Source organism: Serratia sp. CY27727 (genome assembly GCF_052169275.1).
Lineage (GTDB): Bacteria > Pseudomonadota > Gammaproteobacteria > Enterobacterales > Enterobacteriaceae > Serratia > Serratia sarumanii.
Genome location: NZ_JBJNLB010000001.1, coordinates 953,436 through 972,035 on the forward strand (window position 1 = coordinate 953,436; position 18,600 = coordinate 972,035).

At 62.5% G+C, this 18,600-nt stretch carries 19 protein-coding genes and 1 riboswitch; of the genes, 9 read left to right on the forward strand and 10 right to left on the reverse strand.

What is annotated here, in order from left to right; translation table 11 throughout:
* Positions 1-25: 25 nt before the first annotated feature.
* From ACJ8HB_RS04750 to ACJ8HB_RS04760, 3 genes are all read left to right on the forward strand, one after another.
* Complete coding sequence (locus ACJ8HB_RS04750) at positions 26-2,104, forward strand: ABC transporter permease (RefSeq protein WP_047568803.1); 2,079 nt, start codon at positions 26-28, stop codon at positions 2,102-2,104.
* A gap of 11 nt (positions 2,105-2,115) precedes the next feature.
* Positions 2,116-3,162 carry a ferric ABC transporter ATP-binding protein gene (gene fbpC, locus ACJ8HB_RS04755; RefSeq protein WP_047568805.1) on the forward strand — a complete coding sequence of 349 codons (1,047 nt, stop codon included), beginning with the start codon at positions 2,116-2,118 and terminating at the stop codon, positions 3,160-3,162.
* Between the two features lie 246 nt (positions 3,163-3,408).
* The gene (locus ACJ8HB_RS04760; protein WP_033637517.1) at positions 3,409-3,675 is read left to right on the forward strand and encodes a hypothetical protein; all 267 of its coding nucleotides are present in this window, start codon (positions 3,409-3,411) and stop codon (positions 3,673-3,675) included.
* Between the two features lie 41 nt (positions 3,676-3,716).
* Here ACJ8HB_RS04760 and dusC read toward each other — a convergent pair whose 3' ends face one another.
* The 3 genes from dusC to rhlE form a co-directional block, all read right to left on the reverse strand.
* Positions 3,717-4,649, reverse strand: coding sequence for a tRNA dihydrouridine(16) synthase DusC (dusC, locus tag ACJ8HB_RS04765; protein ID WP_047568807.1), 933 nt, complete (start codon positions 4,647-4,649; stop codon positions 3,717-3,719).
* Positions 4,650-4,733: 84 nt separating this feature from the next.
* Positions 4,734-5,693, reverse strand: a complete 960-nt coding sequence (locus ACJ8HB_RS04770; protein WP_047568809.1) for a D-2-hydroxyacid dehydrogenase family protein — start codon at positions 5,691-5,693, stop codon at positions 4,734-4,736.
* A 113-nt stretch (positions 5,694-5,806) separates the two neighbouring features.
* Complete coding sequence (rhlE, locus tag ACJ8HB_RS04775; RefSeq protein WP_033653500.1) at positions 5,807-7,189, reverse strand: ATP-dependent RNA helicase RhlE; 1,383 nt, start codon at positions 7,187-7,189, stop codon at positions 5,807-5,809.
* A 297-nt stretch (positions 7,190-7,486) separates the two neighbouring features.
* On the opposite strand from rhlE, the gene cecR reads away from it, so the two are divergent.
* Genes cecR through ACJ8HB_RS04800 form a run of 5 tightly spaced genes read left to right on the forward strand, consistent with a single transcriptional unit; the run spans position 7,487 to position 13,205 of the window.
* Positions 7,487-8,185, forward strand: coding sequence for a transcriptional regulator CecR (cecR, locus tag ACJ8HB_RS04780; protein ID WP_041033964.1), 699 nt, complete (start codon positions 7,487-7,489; stop codon positions 8,183-8,185).
* Between the two features lie 18 nt (positions 8,186-8,203).
* Complete coding sequence (gene hlyD, locus ACJ8HB_RS04785) at positions 8,204-9,190, forward strand: secretion protein HlyD (protein ID WP_047568811.1); 987 nt, start codon at positions 8,204-8,206, stop codon at positions 9,188-9,190.
* Between the two features lie 8 nt (positions 9,191-9,198).
* Entirely contained in the window at positions 9,199-10,935 is a 1,737-nt protein-coding gene (locus ACJ8HB_RS04790; protein WP_047568813.1) for an ATP-binding cassette domain-containing protein, read from the forward strand.
* Positions 10,932-12,086 (forward strand): ABC transporter permease, encoded by a 1,155-nt coding sequence (locus tag ACJ8HB_RS04795; RefSeq protein WP_033637510.1) that lies wholly within the window; start codon positions 10,932-10,934, stop codon positions 12,084-12,086. Before ACJ8HB_RS04790 ends, ACJ8HB_RS04795 begins: the two co-directional genes overlap by 4 nt.
* 12 nt (positions 12,087-12,098) lie before the next feature.
* Positions 12,099-13,205, forward strand: a complete 1,107-nt coding sequence (locus tag ACJ8HB_RS04800) for an ABC transporter permease (protein WP_047568816.1) — start codon at positions 12,099-12,101, stop codon at positions 13,203-13,205.
* A 75-nt stretch (positions 13,206-13,280) separates the two neighbouring features.
* Here the strand turns inward: ACJ8HB_RS04800 and ACJ8HB_RS04805 are convergent, their stop codons facing one another.
* The 6 genes from ACJ8HB_RS04805 to moaA all read right to left on the reverse strand — a co-directional run bounded on the left by ACJ8HB_RS04805 (position 13,281) and on the right by moaA (position 16,967).
* The gene (locus tag ACJ8HB_RS04805; RefSeq protein ID WP_033637508.1) at positions 13,281-13,991 is read right to left on the reverse strand and encodes a Bax inhibitor-1/YccA family protein; all 711 of its coding nucleotides are present in this window, start codon (positions 13,989-13,991) and stop codon (positions 13,281-13,283) included.
* 130 nt (positions 13,992-14,121) lie between these two features.
* The gene (moaE, locus tag ACJ8HB_RS04810) at positions 14,122-14,589 is read right to left on the reverse strand and encodes a molybdopterin synthase catalytic subunit MoaE (RefSeq protein ID WP_004939764.1); all 468 of its coding nucleotides are present in this window, start codon (positions 14,587-14,589) and stop codon (positions 14,122-14,124) included.
* Between the two features lie 2 nt (positions 14,590-14,591).
* A complete protein-coding gene (gene moaD / locus ACJ8HB_RS04815) occupies positions 14,592-14,837 on the reverse strand; it encodes a molybdopterin synthase sulfur carrier subunit (protein ID WP_019453985.1) in 246 nt (81 codons plus the stop codon).
* The gene (gene moaC, locus ACJ8HB_RS04820) at positions 14,834-15,313 is read right to left on the reverse strand and encodes a cyclic pyranopterin monophosphate synthase MoaC (protein WP_033637506.1); all 480 of its coding nucleotides are present in this window, start codon (positions 15,311-15,313) and stop codon (positions 14,834-14,836) included. Before moaC ends, moaD begins: the two co-directional genes overlap by 4 nt.
* A 3-nt stretch (positions 15,314-15,316) precedes the next feature.
* Entirely contained in the window at positions 15,317-15,832 is a 516-nt protein-coding gene (gene moaB, locus ACJ8HB_RS04825; RefSeq protein WP_033637505.1) for a molybdenum cofactor biosynthesis protein B, read from the reverse strand.
* A gap of 148 nt (positions 15,833-15,980) precedes the next feature.
* On the reverse strand, positions 15,981-16,967 hold the full coding sequence (gene moaA / locus ACJ8HB_RS04830) for a GTP 3',8-cyclase MoaA (RefSeq protein ID WP_041033959.1): 987 nt from the start codon (positions 16,965-16,967) through the stop codon (positions 15,981-15,983).
* Positions 16,954-17,098, reverse strand: a riboswitch (molybdenum cofactor riboswitch). It overlaps the preceding gene by 14 nt.
* 259 nt (positions 17,099-17,357) lie before the next feature.
* On the opposite strand from moaA, the gene yvcK reads away from it, so the two are divergent.
* Positions 17,358-18,275: a uridine diphosphate-N-acetylglucosamine-binding protein YvcK gene (gene yvcK, locus ACJ8HB_RS04835; RefSeq protein WP_033637504.1), complete on the forward strand. Its 918-nt coding sequence runs from the start codon at positions 17,358-17,360 to the stop codon at positions 18,273-18,275.
* 6 nt (positions 18,276-18,281) lie between these two features.
* Here the strand turns inward: yvcK and ACJ8HB_RS04840 are convergent, their stop codons facing one another.
* Complete coding sequence (locus ACJ8HB_RS04840) at positions 18,282-18,548, reverse strand: VF530 family DNA-binding protein (protein WP_004939783.1); 267 nt, start codon at positions 18,546-18,548, stop codon at positions 18,282-18,284.
* Positions 18,549-18,600 lie beyond the last annotated feature (52 nt).

Below are 18,600 nucleotides of genomic sequence, written 5' to 3' on the forward strand. Positions count from 1 at the left end.
CCCGGCCTGAACATCCGGGAAACTTATGTCACATACACATGCTCTCCATCTCGTGGAAAAACGAGATGCGATATTCCTTTGGGTCTTGCTTGGCTGGCTGGCGTTCGCCCTGCTGCCGAGCTGGAGCCTGGATTACGGCCTGCTGGAGTCCACCGGCGATGAAATCCTCGCGGCCTACGGCTGGTCACACCGCAATGTCAGCTGGCTATGGTGCCTGTTGCCGAGCCTGCTGCTGCTTCGCCCCTACGCCCCGGCGGGCGGTGAACGGCGGCGGCGCCACGCGTTCGATGCCGGCTGGGCGCTGCTGTGCATGGCCTTTATCGTCGTCAGCGCCACGGTGGCGGGGCGCGGTTTAGGCTACGCCACCCTGGTGCAATTGACCGCGCTGGGCGCCATCATGACGCTGGCGCTGACCCGCCTCGAATGGCTGGGTGGCGACCGTTTCGTTATCGGTGCGCTGGTCACCATCGTGGCGCTGATCGGCGTCTTCATCGTCTGGCCGAGCATCGCGATTTTCATTCCGATGTTCACCGACCAGACGGGTGCGTTCGCGCCGCTGGCGTTTATGAACGTGCTGTCGCAGGCGCATATCGTTCAGGTGATCCTCAACTCCATCGCCCTGTCGATCGCGGTGGGCGCCGGCTGCACCTTCTTCGGCCTGGTGCTGGCGATTTACACCACCCGCATCGCCAGGCGCAGCGCCATTATCGGCCGCATCTTCTCCATCCTGCCCATCGTCACGCCGCCGTTCGTCGTCGGCCTGGGCGTCACGCTGATGATGGGGCGCTCCGGCTACGTCACCGAGTGGATGGTGGCCTGGTTCGGCCTGACCAACACCAACTGGCTGTACGGCTTTACCGGCATCTGGCTGGCGCAGGTGCTGGCGTTCACGCCGATGGCGTTCATGATCCTCGACGGCGCGATCAAGACCATTCATCCTTCGCTGGAAGAAGCCTCCTACACCCTGCGCGCCAGCCGCTGGCAAACCTTTAACGGCGTGTTCGTGCCGCTGCTGAAACCGGCGCTGGCCAACGCGTTTTTGATCGTGGTGGTGCAATCGCTGGCCGACTTCAGTAACCCGCTGGTGCTCGGCGGCAACTTCGACGTGCTGGCGACGCAAATCTATTTCTACATCACCGGCTCGCAGCTCGACTATCAGGCCGCCAGCACCCTCGGCGCCTTCCTGCTGCTGTTCTCGCTGCTGGTGTTCTGCATCCAGTACCTGTGGATCGGCAAACGCTCTTACGTCACCGTGTCCGGCAAATCCTATCGCGGTGACGTACAGCCGCTGCCGGTCACGCTGGTGTGGGGCGTGATCGCGTTGCTGGCGGTGTGGATAGCCTTTAACGCCCTGCTCTACGGCAGCATTTTCTACGGCAGCTTCACCGTCAACTGGGGGGTGGATTACACGCTGACGCTGGATAACTTCATCAAGCTGTTCGGCCAGGGCATGAGCGACGGCGCGTGGCCTTCGCTGCTCGACACGCTGCTGTACGCCGGGATCGCCGCGCCGATCACCGCCGCCTTCGGCCTGCTGATCGCCTGGATCGTGGTGCGCCAGCAGTTCAAGGGCAAAAAGACCATCGAGTTCACCACCATGCTGTGCTTTGCGGTGCCGGGCACCGTGGCCGGCGTCTCTTACATTCTCGCCTTCAACAGCGCGCCGGTGTACCTCACCGGGACGGCCGCCATCGTGATTATCTCGATGGTGATGCGCAACGTGCCGGTGGGCATTCGCGCCGGGATTGCCGGGCTGGGCCAGATAGACAAATCGCTGGACGAAGCCTCGCTCAGCCTGCGCGCCGGCTCGCTGCGCACCATTACGCACATCCTGCTGCCGCTGCTGCGCCCGGCGATCCTGTCGGCGCTGATCTACAGCTTCGTGCGCGCCATCACCACCGTCAGCGCCATCGTCTTCCTGGTGACGCCCGATACCCGCGTGGCCACCGCCTACATCCTCAACCGCGTGGAAGACGGCGAATACGGGGTGGCGATCGCCTACGGTTCAATTCTGATCGTGGTGATGCTGGCGATTATTTTCCTCTTTGACTGGCTGATCGGCGAGGCACGCATCTCCCGTTCAAAAGCCAAAAACCAGGCGTAATGGAGCCCATGATGAGCCAGAAAAATTTCGTTGAACTGCGCAACGTCTCCAAACGGTTCGGCAGCAACACGGTGATCGATAACATCGCGCTCACCATCCCTAGGGGGCAGATGGTGACGCTGCTCGGCCCTTCCGGCTGCGGCAAGACCACCATTTTGCGCCTGGTCGCCGGGCTGGAGAAACCGAGCGACGGGCAGATATTCATTGATGGCGAAGACGTCACCCATCGTTCCATCCAGCAGCGTGACATCTGCATGGTGTTCCAGTCTTATGCCCTGTTCCCGCACATGTCGCTGGGGGAAAACGTCGGCTATGGCCTGAAGATGCTCGGCATTCCGCGCGCCGAAGTGAAAGCGCGCGTGCAGGAAGCGCTGGCGATGGTGGATCTGGCGGGGTTCGACGATCGCTATGTCGATCAGATCTCCGGCGGCCAACAGCAGCGCGTGGCGCTGGCGCGCGCGCTGATCCTCAAGCCGAAAGTGCTGCTGTTCGACGAGCCGTTGAGCAACCTCGACGCCAACCTGCGCCGCAGCATGCGCGAAAAGATCCGCGAGCTGCAAAAGCAGTTTGATATCACGTCGCTGTACGTCACCCACGATCAGAGCGAGGCTTTCGCGGTCTCAGACACCGTGCTGGTGATGAACAAGGGGCATATCATGCAGATAGGCTCGCCGCAGGATCTCTATCGGCAGCCGGCGTCGCGCTTTATGGCGAGCTTCATGGGGGACGCCAACCTGTTCCCGGCCGGCTTCAGCGCGGACTATGTCGATATCAGCGGCTATCGCCTGCCGCGCCCCGCGCACTTTGCCACCGAAGGCGCCGGCACGGTGGGCGTGCGGCCGGAAGCGATCACGCTGAGCGAGCACGGCGAGGAAAGCCAGCGCTGCGTGATCCAGCATGTCGCCTACATGGGGCCGCAGTATGAGGTGACGGTGGCGTGGCATGGGCAGCAGATTTTGCTGCAGGTTAACGCCACTCGCCTGCAGCCGAACGTCGGCGAACAGTATTATCTGGAAATTCACCCCTACGGCATGTTTATGCTGGCGGACGCAGCATAATAAGCATCACTCTTAAGCGTTAGAATAACGGCCATTCCGCATAGAATGGCCGGAAATAACCGTCTCAAAAACCGTATTTATCTATTTTTACAATTCCACCCAAGTCCTTGTTCAATCGAAAAATAAATACAGCCGCTTTCATTCAAAAATAACTGCCAGGGCCGACAAGGGTGATATTTTTATTTAGATAGGGTAAGCTTTATCCCGCAGTCGAAATTATTTAACGGCCAACTCAAGGAGAAATTCATGAGCAACAATGCAAACGCACAGGCGCAGCTGGATAATTTACGCAACGTCGCTTCCCAGCTGAAGGAAATGCGCCACTATGCGCAGTCGAATACCGAGACGCTCTCCGCACACTGGCTGGCCTTCGATCAGGGGGAATGCAAAAATAAGGCATTCGCCGAAGCCATTAACGACCTGTTGAATAAACAGGGTGCCTGTCTGGAAGGGCTGGAAAAAACCATTCAGGATATCGAGATAGAATTGAACCGTCTCGACAACGCCGCCTGATAATACCGATTTAAATAAACCCGCCGCGTGCGGGTTTATTTTTAGCTGCGGCAGATGACGCGCGCAATATCCCCCGAGGTCGTCAGCGCGCGTATTTCGCTGAACAGTTCGGTGGCTTCGTCATATTCCTTGCGCAAATAGCCCAGCCACTGTTTGATACGCGCCACGTGATACAGGCCGGTGTCGCCCTGCTTTTCCAGATGGACGTATTTTTGCAGCAGCTCAACCACCTGCGGCCAGGGCATACGCGGTTCGTTGTACTTCACCACCCGGCTCAGGTTCGGCACGTTGAGCGCGCCGCGCCCCAGCATGATGGCGTCGCAGCCGGTCGCCTGCAGGCAATCCTGCGCGCTCCGGTAATCCCAGATCTCGCCGTTGGCGATCACCGGAATGCTCAGTCGTTGGCGGATCTCGCCGATCGCCGCCCAGTTGATGCGATCCGCCTTGTAGCCGTCCTCTTTGGTGCGGCCATGCACCGTCAGCTCGCTGGCGCCCGCCTGCTGCACCGCATCGGCGATTTCAAAACTGCGGTTGGAGGAGTCCCAACCCAAACGCACCTTCACCGTGACCGGCAGATGAGCCGGCACCGCTGCGCGCATCGCTTTGGCGCCCTGGTAGATCAATTCCGGATCTTTGAGCAGCGTCGCCCCGCCGCCGCTGCCGTTCACCAGCTTGGACGGGCAGCCGCAGTTGAGATCGACGCCGTAAGAGCCCAGCTCCACCGCGCGCGCGGCGTTCTCCGCCAGCCACTGCGGGTGCTGCCCCAGCAGCTGTACGCGCACCAGCGTGCCCGACGGCGTGCGGCTGGCGTGGCGCAGCTCCGGGCACAGCCGGTAGAACGACTTGGCCGGCAGCAGCTGATCGACCACGCGCAAAAATTCGGTGATGCACAGATCGTAGTCGTTCACCTCGGTGAGCAACTCACGCACCAAAGAATCGAGAACGCCCTCCATCGGAGCCAATAATACGCGCATGACCAATCCCAGCTAAAAAAAGACCCGCAATGATACGGGTGAATGCCCGCGCCAGACAAGCCTCTGCGGGCATTAAAAGCGCCGTCAGCCCAGCCGGCGGATCGGTTGGCCGGCGAGGAACGCCGCAATATCCTCGACCGCCTCGGTGAAGTAGGCGCGGTAGTTGTCGTCCGCCACGTAGCCCACATGCGGCGTCGCCAGCACGTTGGGCAGCTGACGAAACGCATCGTCGGCCGGCAGCGGCTCCGTCTCGAACACGTCCAGCCCGGCGCCGGCGATCTTCCGCTGTTGCAGCACGTCCACCAACGCTGCCCGATCGACGATCGCCGCACGCGAGGTGTTGAGCAGGTAAGCGGTGGGCTTCATCGCCGTCAATTCGTCACGCCCCACCAGCCCGCGGCTGCGATCGCTCAGCACCAGGTGGATAGAGACAAAATCGCTCTGCTCGAACAACGCCCGTTTGGACGGCGCCAGTTCAGCCCCCTCCTGCGCCGCCCTTTCCGCCGTCAGGTTCTGGCTCCAGGCCAGCACCCGCATGCCGAACGCCTGCGCCACCCGGGCCATCTGGCCGCCGATCTTGCCCAGCCCCAGCAGCCCCAGCGTTTTCCCCTGCAGGGTGACACCGAGATCCCGCTGCCACGGGCCGTTGTTTTGCAGCCCGACGCTTTCCGGCACGATATGCTTCGCCAACCCGAGTAGCAGCGCCCAGGTCAGCTCCATCGGCGCCGCCGATCCGCTGCTGGTGCCGCACACCACCACGCCGCGCTCGGCGGCGGCGGCCAAATCGATAGCGGCGTTGCGCATACCGGAGGTGATCAGCAGCTTCAGCTTCGGCAGCCGCGCCAGCAGCGAGGCAGTCATCGGCGTTCGCTCGCGCATGATGACCAGAATGTCGCACTCCTGCAGATGCACCGCCAGCTCCGCCTCATCGGTAAAGTGCGCGCTGATGGCGGACACCTCCACCCGCTCGGCCAGCGCCGACCAGTCCGCCATCTTGAGCGCCACCTGCTGGTAATCATCGAGAATTGCGCACTTCAATTTCATCTCCGTCTCCTGGAATCTAGGGGTAGCCACCGTCCAGCCTAGTACGAAAATGCCTTTCCGCCAGGCAAAAAAAAGCCGCCCGTATCGGCGGCTTACTCTTAGAGCAATCAGGCTTATTCGGCCGGTTTGCGATTGCGCGGGCGGCGCGAAGGCGCGCCGGAACGGCGCTGGCCGTCCCCCTGCGGGCGGGCGTTACCGTTGCCGTTGCCGTTGCCGCGGTTTTCACGCTGGCCGCCGTTCGCGTTACCGCTGCGCTGACCGCCGCCGTTACCGGAACGCTGGCCACCGCCGTTGCCGCGCGGCGCACCGCGCCCGCCACCCTGGCGGCCGTTGATGATCGGCTCGGCCTTGATGGTCGGATCCGGCTCGTAGCCCGGCAGCGCGATGCGTGGAATTTCACGCTTCAGCAGACGCTCGATGTCGCGCAGCAGCTTGTGCTCGTCCACGCACACCAGCGAGATAGCTTCGCCGGTGCGCTCCGCGCGGCCGGTACGGCCGATACGGTGCACGTAGTCTTCCGGCACGTTAGGCAGCTCGTAGTTCACCACGTGCGGCAGCTGGTCGATATCCAGACCGCGCGCCGCGATGTCGGTGGCCACCAGCACGCGGATGCGGCCGTCTTTGAAGTCCGCCAGCGCACGGGTACGGGCGCCCTGGCTCTTGTTGCCGTGGATAGCCGCGGCGGTGATGCCGTCTTTGTTCAGCTGCTCCGCCAGGTGGTTGGCGCCGTGCTTGGTGCGGGTAAACACCAGCACCTGTTTCCAGTCGCCTTCGCCGATCATCTGCGACAGCAGTTCCCGCTTACGCTTCTTGTCGACGAAATGCACGCTCTGTTCGATCTGCTCGGACGCGGTGTTGCGGCGCGCCACTTCTACCGAAGCCGGGTTGTGCAGCAGCTTGTTGGCCAGCGCCTTGATGTCGTCGGAGAAGGTGGCGGAGAACAGCAGGTTCTGACGCTTGGCCGGCAGCTTGGCCAGCACGCGGCGGATGTCGTGGATAAAGCCCATGTCCAGCATGCGGTCCGCTTCGTCCAGCACCAGAATTTCGATTTTGGACAGGTCAACCGCGTTCTGATGTTCCAGATCCAGCAGACGACCCGGCGTCGCCACCAGGATATCGACGCCGCCGCGCAGCTTCATCATCTGCGGGTTGATGCTCACGCCGCCAAACACCACCAGCGAACGCAGGCGCAGGTGTTTGCTGTAGGCATCGACGTTTTCGCCGATCTGCGCCGCCAGCTCACGGGTTGGCGTCAGGATCAGCGCGCGCACCGGGCGACGGCCTTTGACCGGATGGTCATGCTTGCTCAGCAACTGCAATAGCGGCAGGGTAAAACCGGCGGTTTTACCGGTGCCGGTCTGGGCGCTGGCCATCAGGTCACGACCTTCCAGCACGACAGGAATAGCCTGACGCTGAATTGGCGTCGGTTCGCGATAGCCCTGTTCTTCAACAGCGCGCACAATTTCAGCACTTAAGCCGAGGGTTTCAAATGACATAAAGAGAAAAACTCCAGATCCCCCCTAACCTAACGGTGTTCGGTGCAGTTTCCTGGGAGGATGATCAGACGGGGCATTAAGCATGACCACGAGGGATTGGCACAAACTGCAGTGCACCAGGCGGCGATTGTAACAGAAGTCGCGCAATAAAAAGCACTTTTACGCGCGGAGAGCACAATCTGCCGTAAATTCAGCATTGTCTGAAGCCGATCACATAACGCATTGTGATTGGCGGTTGCATTTTAAACAATCTGACATAAAGTTAATCATATGATTGATTAACTTCGAGCGTGACCCATGCCCGCTTCCGTACCTCATCAGGCCGCCGGCCGGGCGCGCGGCGAGCAAGCGCGCCGGCAGTTGCTCGCCGCGGCGACCGACCTGTTCGGCGAATATGGCCTGCAGGGCGCCACCACCCGCGATATCGCCCAGCGCGCCGGCCAGAACATCGCCGCCATCACCTATTACTTCAGCTCCAAAGAGGGGCTGTACCTGGCCGTGGCGCAGTCGCTCGCCGATTTCATCCAGCAGGCGTTCGCCCCGCTGGCCGAAGAGGTCGATCGCTTCTGGCAACAGCCCGTCGCGCAGCGCTCACCCGACGCGGCGCTGCGTTTGCTGCAGCGTGGCCTGCTGGCCTTCAGCGAACTGATGACCCAGCCGCACACGCTGAACCTGAGCAAAATCATGTCGCGCGAACAGCTCGCCCCGACCGACGCCTACCCGCTGATCCACAGCCAGGTGATCGCGCCGATGCACGAGCGGCTGTGCCGCCTGCTGGCGGCCGCCACCGGCATCGACGAACGCGCCCCCCGCCTCGTGCTGCATACCCATGCGCTGATCGGCGAGGTGCTGTCGTTCCGCGTGGCGCGCGAAACCATCCGCCGTCAGGCCGGCTGGCAAGAGATTGGCGAGGGCGAAGCGGCGCAAATCGCGGCGGTGCTGAGCGAGCATATCGAGATTCTGGTTGTTGGGCTGCGCCAACGTCACGGCGCGTAAATTCAGGCAGGGAGTGTTATGAACAAAAAACGCAGTGCCTTGATCGTGTTGTTAATTCTGCTGATCGCGGCCGCCGCTTACGGGGTATGGCATTACCAACAGCAGCAGGATAAGCCGCTGACGCTGTACGGCAACGTCGATATCCGCACGGTGAACCTCGGCTTTCGCGTCGACGGCCGCCTGGCGTCGCTGACGGTGGATGAAGGTGATGCCGTTCAGCCGGGCCAACTGCTCGGTAAGCTGGACGACGCGCCCTACCGCAACGCGCTGCAGCAGGCCGAAGCCAACGTCGGCAGCGCGCGCGCCAAGCTGTCGCTGCTGCAGGCCGGCTACCGCAGCGAAGAGATCGCCCAGGTGCGGTCGGAAATGGCGCAGCGCCAGTCCGCCTTCGCCTACGCCGACAGCTTCCTGAAACGCCAGCAGGGGCTGTGGGCGAAAAACGCCACCTCCGCCGACGCGCTGGAGGATGCGCGCACCGCCCGCAATCAGGCGCAGGCCAACCTGCAGGCGGCGAAAGACAAGCTGTCGCAATACCTCAGCGGCAACCGCCCGCAAGAAATCGAACAGGCCAAGGCCGACGTGGCGCAGAGCGAGGCGGCGCTGGCACAGGCGCAGTTGAACCTGCAAGACGCCACGCTGGTCTCCCCTTCCGCCGGTACGGTGCTGACCCGCGCGGTGGAGCCGGGCACCATGCTCGGCGCCGGCGGCACGGTCTTCACCCTGTCGCTGACCCGGCCGGTGTGGGTGCGCGCCTACGTCAACGAAACCAGCCTGAGCCAGGCGGTGCCCGGCACCGAACTGGAGATCTACACCGACGGCCGCCCCGGCAAGCCTTATCACGGCAAGATCGGCTTCGTCTCGCCGACCGCCGAATTCACGCCGAAAAGCGTTGAAACGCCGGATCTGCGCACCGATCTGGTGTACCGCCTGCGGGTGATCGTCACCGACGCCGACGACGCGCTGCGCCAGGGCATGCCGGTCACCCTGCGCTTCGCCAAACCCTGAGGCCGGCCATGGAACAGGCGCACACCATTGAGCTGGAAGGGCTGGAGAAGCGCTTCCCGTCGCTTGAGAAACCGGCGGTCGCCAGCCTGACCACCACCCTGCGCAGCGGCGCGGTGATTGGGCTGGTCGGCCCGGACGGCGCCGGCAAAACCACCCTGCTGCGCATGCTGGCCGGGCTGCTGCAACCCAGCAGCGGCAAACTGCGGGTCGCCGGGCTGGATCCGATCGCGCAGGATCGTCAACTGCACGCGATCCTCGGTTACATGCCGCAGAAGTTCGGGCTGTATGAGGATCTGACGGTGATGGAGAACCTGACGCTGTACGCCGATCTGCGCGGCGTCACCGGCGATCTTCGCCGCCAGACCTTCGAGCGGCTGTTGCAATTCACCGATCTGACCCGCTTCACCGAGCGCCTGGCGGGCAAGCTGTCCGGCGGCATGAAGCAAAAGCTGGGCCTGGCCTGCACGCTGCTGGGCGAACCTCAGGTGCTGTTGCTGGATGAACCGGGCGTCGGCGTCGATCCGATCTCGCGCCGCGAGCTGTGGCGCATGGTGCACGAGCTGGCCAACGACGGCATGTTGATCCTGTGGAGCACGTCTTATCTCGACGAAGCCGAGCAGTGCCGCGAAGTGCTGCTGCTCAACGAGGGCGAGCTGCTGTTCAGCGGCGCGCCGCAGGCGCTGACCCGCCGTATGGCCGGGCGCACGGTGTTGATCGCCGCGCCCCCCGGCAGCCATCGATCCTTGCTGCAGCGGGCGATCTGTCTGCCGGCGGTCACCGACGGGGTGATCCAGGGCAAATATCTGCGCCTGATCCTGAAAGAAGGCGAAGATCACCGCCGGCTGCTGCAGGCGCTGGATCTGCCGGATGCCGAACTGAACGAAGCGGATCCGCGCTTCGAGGATGCGTTTATCGATCTGCTCGGCGGCGGCCCCAACCACCGCTCGGCGCTGGCGGAGATCATGCCAACCGTCAACGGCGCAAGCGGTGAAACGGTGATCGAAGCGGTGCAGCTGACCAAAAAATTCGGCGACTTCGCCGCTACCGATCACGTTGATTTCCAGGTGCGGCGCGGCGAAATTTTCGGCCTGCTCGGGCCGAATGGCGCCGGCAAGTCCACCACCTTCAAAATGATGTGCGGCCTGCTGATCCCCTCCAGCGGCAAGGCGCTGGTGCTGGGGATGGATCTGAAGACCAGCTCCGGCAAGGCGCGCCAGCGGCTCGGCTACATGGCGCAAAAATTCTCGCTGTACGGCAACCTGACGGTGGCGCAAAACCTGAAGTTCTTCTCCGGCGTCTACGGCCTGGGCGGCAAGGCGCAGCGCGACAAAATCGACGAGATGTCTCGCGCCTTCAACTTCGCGCCGATCCTCGATCAGACGCCGGACGCGCTGCCGCTCGGCTTCAAACAGCGCCTGGCGCTGGCCTGCGCGCTGATGCACGAACCGGATATCCTGTTCCTCGACGAACCGACTTCCGGCGTCGATCCGCTGACGCGGCGCGAGTTCTGGTTGCACATCAACGGCATGGTCGACAAGGGCGTCACGGTGATGGTGACCACCCACTTTATGGACGAGGCGGAGTACTGCGACCGCATCGGCCTGGTGTACCGCGGCAAGATCATCGCCGCCGGCACGCCGGACGATCTCAAACAGCAGGTGGCGCGCGACGACAATCCCAACCCCTCGATGGAGCAGGCGTTTATCGAGCTGGTGCAGGGCTACGATGAGGAGGAATCACGGTGAGCGATAACCGCACCCCAATCGACGACGGCGGCTTCTCCTGGCGCCGGCTGCGCGCGCTGTGCCTGAAGGAAACGCGGCAGATACTGCGCGATCCCAGCAGCGGCCTGATCGCCTTCGTCATCCCGCTGATGCTGCTGTTTATCTTCGGCTACGGCATCAACCTGGACTCCAGCAAGCTGCATCTGGGCATTCTGATGGAGCAGCAAAGCGAAGACGCGCGCGATCTGGCCCACGCCTTCGCCGGCTCGCCCTATATCGAACCGACCATCAGCGACAACCGCCAACGGCTGATCCAGCAGATGCAGGCCGGCACGATCCGCGGCCTGGTGGTGATCCCGGTGGATTTCGACCAGCGCATGGCGCGCCCGCACGACAGCGCCCCTATCCAGGTGATCACCGACGGCAGCGAGCCGAACACCGCCAACTTCGTGCAGGGTTACGCCCAGGGCGTATGGCAAGTTTGGCAGCAGCAGCGCGCCGCCGATCGGGGTAACAGCGACAAACCGCTGATTGACGTGCAGATGCGCTACTGGTTCAACCCGGCGGCCATCAGCCGGCACTACATCATTCCCGGCGCCATCACCATCATCATGACGGTGATCGGCGCCATCCTCACCTCGCTGGTGATCGCCCGCGAATGGGAGCGCGGCACCATGGAGGCCCTGCTGTCCACCCAGGTGACGCGCAGCGAGCTGCTGCTCTCCAAGCTGATCCCTTATTACTTCCTCGGCATGGCCGCCATGGCGCTGTGCATGGCGGTGGCGGTCTGGGTGCTCGGCGTGCCCTATCGCGGCTCGCTGCTGATCCTGCTGCTGATCAGCAGCCTGTTCCTCGCCAGCACCCTCGGCATGGGCCTGCTGATCTCCACCCTCACCCGCAATCAGTTCAATGCGGCGATGGTGGCGCTGAACGCCGCCTTCCTGCCGTCGATCATGCTGTCCGGCTTCATCTTCCAGATCGACAGCATGCCGGCCATCGTGCGCGCGGTGACCTACATCATTCCGGCGCGCTACTTCGTCAGCACGCTGCAAACGCTGTTCCTGGCGGGCAACGTCGGCACCGTGCTGCTGATCAATCTGCTGTTCCTGATCGCTTCTGCCGTGGTGTTCATCGGCCTGACGGCCTGGAAAACCCAGCGCCGGCTGGATTGAGGAGAAAGAGCGATGTTTCATCGTCTGTTGACGCTCATCATCAAGGAAATGCAGGCGCTGCTGCGCGATCCGCAAACCCGCGCCATTTTAATCATGCCGGTGATCCTGCAGGTGCTGCTGTTCCCGTTCGCCGCGACGCTGGAAGTCACCAACGCCACCATCGCGGTCTACAGCGAGGACAGCGGCCAAGCCTCGGTAGAGCTGACCCAGCGCTTCGCCAAGGCCAAGGCCTTTCAACACGTGCTGCTGCTGCGCAGCCCGCAGGAGATAAAGACCACCATCGATAACCAGCGAGCGCTGCTGCTGATCCGCTTCCCGGCGCAGTTCTCGCGCGATATCGCCGCCGGCAACACCGCGCCGCTGCAGCTGCTGCTCGACGGGCGCAACTCCAACAGCGCGCAGATCGCCGCCAACTACGTGCAGCAGATCGTGCAGGAATATCAGAACGAGCTGCTCGGCAACCGCGCCAAACCCAATAACAGCGAGCTGGTGGTGCGCAACTGGTATAACCCGAATCTGGACTACAAATGGTTCGTGGTGCCGTCGCTGATCGCCATGATCACCACCATCGGCGTGCTGATCGTCACCTCGCTGTCGGTGGCGCGCGAACGCGAACAGGGCACGCTGGAACAGCTGCTGGTCTCGCCGCTCACCACCTGGCAGATCTTTATCGGCAAGGCGGTGCCGGCGCTGATCGTCGCCAGCTTCCAGGCCAGCATCGTGCTGCTGATCGGCATCTTCCTGTACCAGATCCCGTTTGCCGGATCGCTGCTGCTGTTCTATGCCACCATGCTGATCTACGGGCTGTCGCTGGTCGGTTTCGGCCTGCTGATCTCGTCGCTGTGCGCCACTCAGCAGCAGGCGTTCATCGGCGTGTTCGTGTTCATGATGCCGGCGATCTTGCTCTCGGGTTACGTCTCGCCGGTGGAGAATATGCCGGTGTGGCTGCAGGATCTGACCTGGGTTAACCCGATACGCCACTTCACCGACATCACCAAGCAGATCTACCTGAAGGACGCCAGCTTCGACATCATCTGGCACAGCCTGTGGCCGCTGCTGGTGATCACCGCCACCACCGGCAGCGCCGCCTACGCGCTGTTCCGCCGCAAAATCGCATAAAAAAGGCTCTGCATGTCACATGCAGAGCCTGGTAAGTCCTAGGGATTTCAAGCTGCTGCTTGAAAGGCCACGGATTTAGCGACGGTTGCCGAAGATACGCAACAACATCAGGAACAGGTTGATGAAGTCGAGATACAGCGTCAGCGCGCCGACGATGGCGTACTTGCGGAAGCTGTCTTTATCATCGGCGTTCAGCTGCTCGCCCATCGCCTTGAGTTTTTGCGTGTCGTACGCGGTCAGGCCGACGAACACCACCACCCCGATGTAGGTGATCGCCCACATCAGCGCGGTGCTTTTCAGCCAGATGTTCACCAGCGAGGCCAGCACGATGCCGATCAGCGCCATGAACAGCATGCTGCCGAAGCCGCTCAGATCGCGCTTGGTGGTGTAACCGTACAGGCTCATGGCGCCAAACATGCCGGCGGTGACCACGAAGGTGCTGGCGATCGAGCTGTAGGTGTAGGCGATGAAGATGCTCGACAGCGTCAGCCCGGTCAGCGCCGAGTACAGCATGAACAGCGAAGTGGCCACCGCGCCGCTCAGGCGGTTGACCATGCCGGAAATCACGAACACCAGCGCCAGTTGGGCGATGATCAGGCCGAAGAAGGTGATCTGGCTGGAGAAGATGAAGTTGAGGATCGCGGGCGTGTTGGCCGCATACCAGGAAACGAACGCCGTCAGCAGCAGACCGCAGGTCATCCAGCCGTAAACCTGCGCCATGTAGGCCTGAATGCCGCTGTTGGCACGTTCGACGATTGAACCATTAGAGCGTGGATATCGGTCCATGACGGTTACCTTTTGCGTTGTAAACAAGATTCCGAAGCCCCGCGAACGGGGCTTCGCCTGCTATAAGCGTACCACAGAATATGCCGGGCGAAAGCGGCAAAGGTCTTGATTTGTTTCCGCTGTTGACGCGTTATTTAGCCGCGTCGTGCCAGCGCTGCGCGGCCTCGCGATCGCTGTCGCGGGCGTCCACCCAACGATCGCCCTGGCCGGTGGCTTCTCGCTTCCAGAACGGCGCGCGGGTCTTCAGGTAGTCCATGATGAACTCGCTGGCGGCGAACGCCATGCTGCGGTGTGCGCCGGTCACGCCGACGAACACGATCTCGTCGCCGGGATACAGCGCGCCGACGCGGTGGATCACCGTCACCCGCTGCAATGGCCAACGGCTGCGCGCCTCGGCCACGATCTCCGCCAGCGCCTTCTCGGTCATGCCGGGGTAGTGTTCCAGCGTCAGCGCGCTGACGTCGTCACCCAGATTATGGTTGCGCACCTTGCCGGTGAAGGTCACCACCGCGCCATCGGCGTCGCACTGCGCCAGCCACTGGTACTCGTCGCCGACGTTGAACGGCGCTTCGCCCACGCGAATGCGGGTATTTTCCATGCTTACCCCCCGGTGACCGGCGGGAAGAAGGCCACTTCATCGCCGGCGCGCAGCGGATGGTCCGCCGCCACCAGCGACTGATTGACCGCCGCCAACAGCTTGCCGGATTCCAGCGCCAGCGCCCAGCGATCGCCGCGCGCACACAGCGCCTGGCGCAGCGCCTCGACGGTCGGGTAATCCGCCGGCATCGACAGGCCGCCGGTGCCCACCAGTTCGCGCACCTGCGCGAAGAAAAGAATATCGATCATACGTTCACCTTAAAATCGCCGGATTTGCCGCCGCTTTTCGCCAGCAGGCGCACCGGGCCGATCACCATGTCTTTCTGTACCGCTTTGCACATGTCATAGATGGTCAATGCCGCCACCGAGGCGGCGGTCAGCGCCTCCATCTCGACGCCGGTTTTGCCGGTCAGCCGGCAGCAGGTTTCGATGCGCACTCGGCTGTGCTGCGTTTGCGCCTCCAGCTGCACTTCGACCTTGCTCAGCATCAGCGGGTGGCACAGCGGGATCAGCTCCCAGGTGCGTTTGGCCGCCTGAATGCCGGCGATGCGCGCCGTGGCGAACACGTCGCCCTTGTGATGGCTGCCGTCGACGATCATCGCCAGCGTGGCGGGCAGCATCTCGACGAAGGCTTCGGCGCGCGCCTCGCGCACCGTTTCGGCCTTGGCGGAAACATCGACCATATGGGCTTCGCCGGCGGCGTTAATGTGGGTTAGCTGTGTCATGACTCAGGGCTTCTTCAAGTGGGGCTGGAAGTTGCACGGGCGATGGCGCGCGTCCAACTGCTCTTCAATAATCCGCTCCCAGGCGGTGCGGCAGGCGCGGGTGGAGCCCGGCATGGCGAAGATCACCGTGCGGTTGGCCAGGCCGGCCAGCGCGCGCGACTGGATCGTCGCGGTGCCGATCTCTTCGTACGACACCATGCGGAACAGTTCGCCGAACCCTTCCACCTCTCTGTCGAACAGCGGCAGCAGCGCTTCCGGCGTGTTGTCGCGGGCGGTAAAACCGGTGCCGCCGGTGATCAGCACCGCCTGCACGTTGTCATCGGCGATCCAGGCGGAAACCCGCGCGCGGATCTGGTAAATGTCATCTTTGACGATGGCGCGATCCACCACCTGATGGCCGGCTTCCTGCGCCGCTTCCTGCAGATAGTGGCCGGAGGTGTCTTCCGCCGCGCCGCGGCTGTCGGAGACGGTCAGGATGGCGATATGCGCCGCAATAAACTCGCTGCTCGCATGGCTCATGGTTCAATAGGCTCCTATTCTGAGATACCCAACAGATTTCAAGCTGCAACCAGGCGGCCAGTGCGTAAATCCCCCAGGAGCTTACTCAGGTAAGTGACTGGGGTGAGCGCACGCAGCCAACAACGCTGCGGCTTGAAATATGTGGGTATCAGCCGCCGATAAACGACAGGTTCTGGGTGATCCCGCTGTTGCCCTGATGCAGGAAATGGGTCTGCTTCTTGCTCAGCAGCCCGCTCTGGATGCGCGCCTTCAGCGCGTCGAGCTGGCCGTCCTCGGCCAGCAGATCGCGCAGGGGCACTCCCTGCTCGCCGAACAGGCACAGGTGCAGATTGCCGATGGAAGAGACGCGCAGCCGGTTACAGCTGGCGCAAAAGTCTTTTTCATACGGCATGATAAGCCCCACCTCGCCCTGGTAGTCCGGGTGGCTGAACACCTGCGCCGGGCCGTCGCTGCGGCCGCGTGCCTGGCGCTGCCAGCCCTGCTGCTCCAACTGCAGGCGAATCACTTCGCCGGAAACGTGGTGTTTGCGAAACAGCTCGCCGCCCTCGCCGGTTTCCATCAGTTCGATAAAGCGCAGCTGGATCGGCCGGTCCTTGATCCAGGCGAGAAAGGCGCCGAGCTGCTGGTGGTTAACGTCGCGCATCAGCACCGCGTTGACCTTGACCTTGCTGAAACCGGCGCTGAAGGCGGCGTCGATGCCGTCCATCACCTGGCGGAACTTGTCCTGACCGGTGATGGCGTGAAACTGGCGGGGATCCAGGCTGTCGATGCTGACGTTGATCGCCGTCAGACCGGCGTCACGCCAGGCGGCGACGTCGCGCGCCAGACGGTAGCCGTTGGTGGTGACCGCCAGGGTACGGATGGCCGGGTTTTCCCGCACGGCGGCGATGATCTCGGTAAAATCGCGGCGCAGCGAAGGCTCGCCGCCGGTCAGGCGCACCTTTTCGGTGCCCAGTTCGGCGAACGCGCGGCTGACGCGGCGGATTTCATCCAGCGACAGGAAGCTTTTCGGGCTGCCGCTCGGCTTGTAGCCGTCGGGCAGACAATAGGTGCAACGAAAGTTGCACACGTCGGTGATCGACAAGCGCAGGTAATAGAACTTGCGCTCATAAGCATCAATGAGTTGCGGCACCATAACACCTTTCCAAAGTCGGGAGATGCGAGCGTTTCCCCTCTGCACCCTGGTGGCTGACTTCGCCACGGCCCAGGCGCCATATCGTTCCGGATGAACAACGTAGGCGCAGGGGCTAGGAGTTTGATTTCTCTTCCCGCTACCTTGAGTAGCCGGAACGAAACCGTGGTTTTCAGCAGAATTCTAGCGCTAATCGGCAACGATAGCCAACGCGTAAATTCGCTATATAATTGTCTATACAGCGTTTTTAGACGCCGCGTATTCTGGTAAACCATGATAAACATCACTTGCGCGGACGAATTGACCGGAATCACGCAAATGACACTCTTATCGCGTTTTTATGCCGGATCCGCTACCTTATGCGGGCAGTTCAGCCCCTTTGTAAGGAAATTTATGCGTAATCGTACCCTGGCCGATCTCGACCGCGTGGTGGCGTTAGGCGGCGGACACGGCCTGGGCCGTGTGATGTCGGCCCTGTCGTCCTTAGGCTCCCGCCTGACCGGCATCGTCACCACCACCGACAACGGCGGTTCCACCGGCCGCATCCGCCGTTCGGAAGGCGGCATTGCCTGGGGCGATACCCGTAACTGTCTCAACCAGCTGATCACCGAACCGAGCGTCGCCTCGGCGATGTTCGAATACCGCTTCAGCGGCAACGGCGAACTGGCCGGCCACAACCTCGGCAACCTGATGCTGAAAGCGCTGGATCACCTGAGCGTGCGCCCGCTGGAAGCGATCAACCTGGTGCGCAGCCTGCTGAAGGTGGACGCGGCGCTGATCCCGATGTCGGAGCAGCCGGTGGATTTGATGGCGCACGATCACGAAGGCAATCACGTTTACGGTGAAGTGAATGTCGATCAGCTGGCCCATATGCCGCAGGAGCTGATGCTGTCGCCGCCGGTCAGCGCCACGCGCGAAGCGCTGGACGCCATCGCGCAGGCCGACGTGATCCTGATCGGGCCGGGCAGTTTCCTCACCAGCCTGATGCCGCTGCTGCTGCTGGACGATCTCACCCAGGCGCTGCGTCGCAGCAGCGCCAGCATGATCTATATCGGCAACCTCGGCCGCGAGCTGAGCGTGGCCGCCGCGGCGCTGTCGCTACAGGATAAGCTGACGCTGATGGAAGAGAAGATTGGCCGCCGGATGATCGATGCGCTGATCGTCGGCCCGGCGGTAGACGCCAGTGAAGTGCAGGATCGGGTGGTGATTCAACAGCCGCTGGAAGCGAGCGACATCCCCTACCGCCACGATCGCCAGCTGCTGCGCCAGGCGCTGGATCGGGCGCTGGTGGCGCTGGCCGCCCGCCGCTGACCGAATTTAACCGTCTCGCCCGCGCAGCCAGGGATTATCGCTGGCTGGGGCGGGATGGCTGACCATATCGATATACAGATCTTCCACCTCTTTGCGCGCCCAGGGCGTGCGACGCAAAAACTTCAGGCTGGACTTGATGCTCGGATCGCTGCGGAAGCAGTTGATGCGAATGCGTGCGCCCAGCTCGGACCAACCGTAGTGATCCACCAGCTTATTCAGCAGTTGCTCCAGCGTCACGCCGTGCAGCGGGTCTTTGGACTGGTGTTGGCTCATGTTCGGTACTCTTCGTGGTCAAATCGGGCCGCACACCTTAACAGCTTTGACG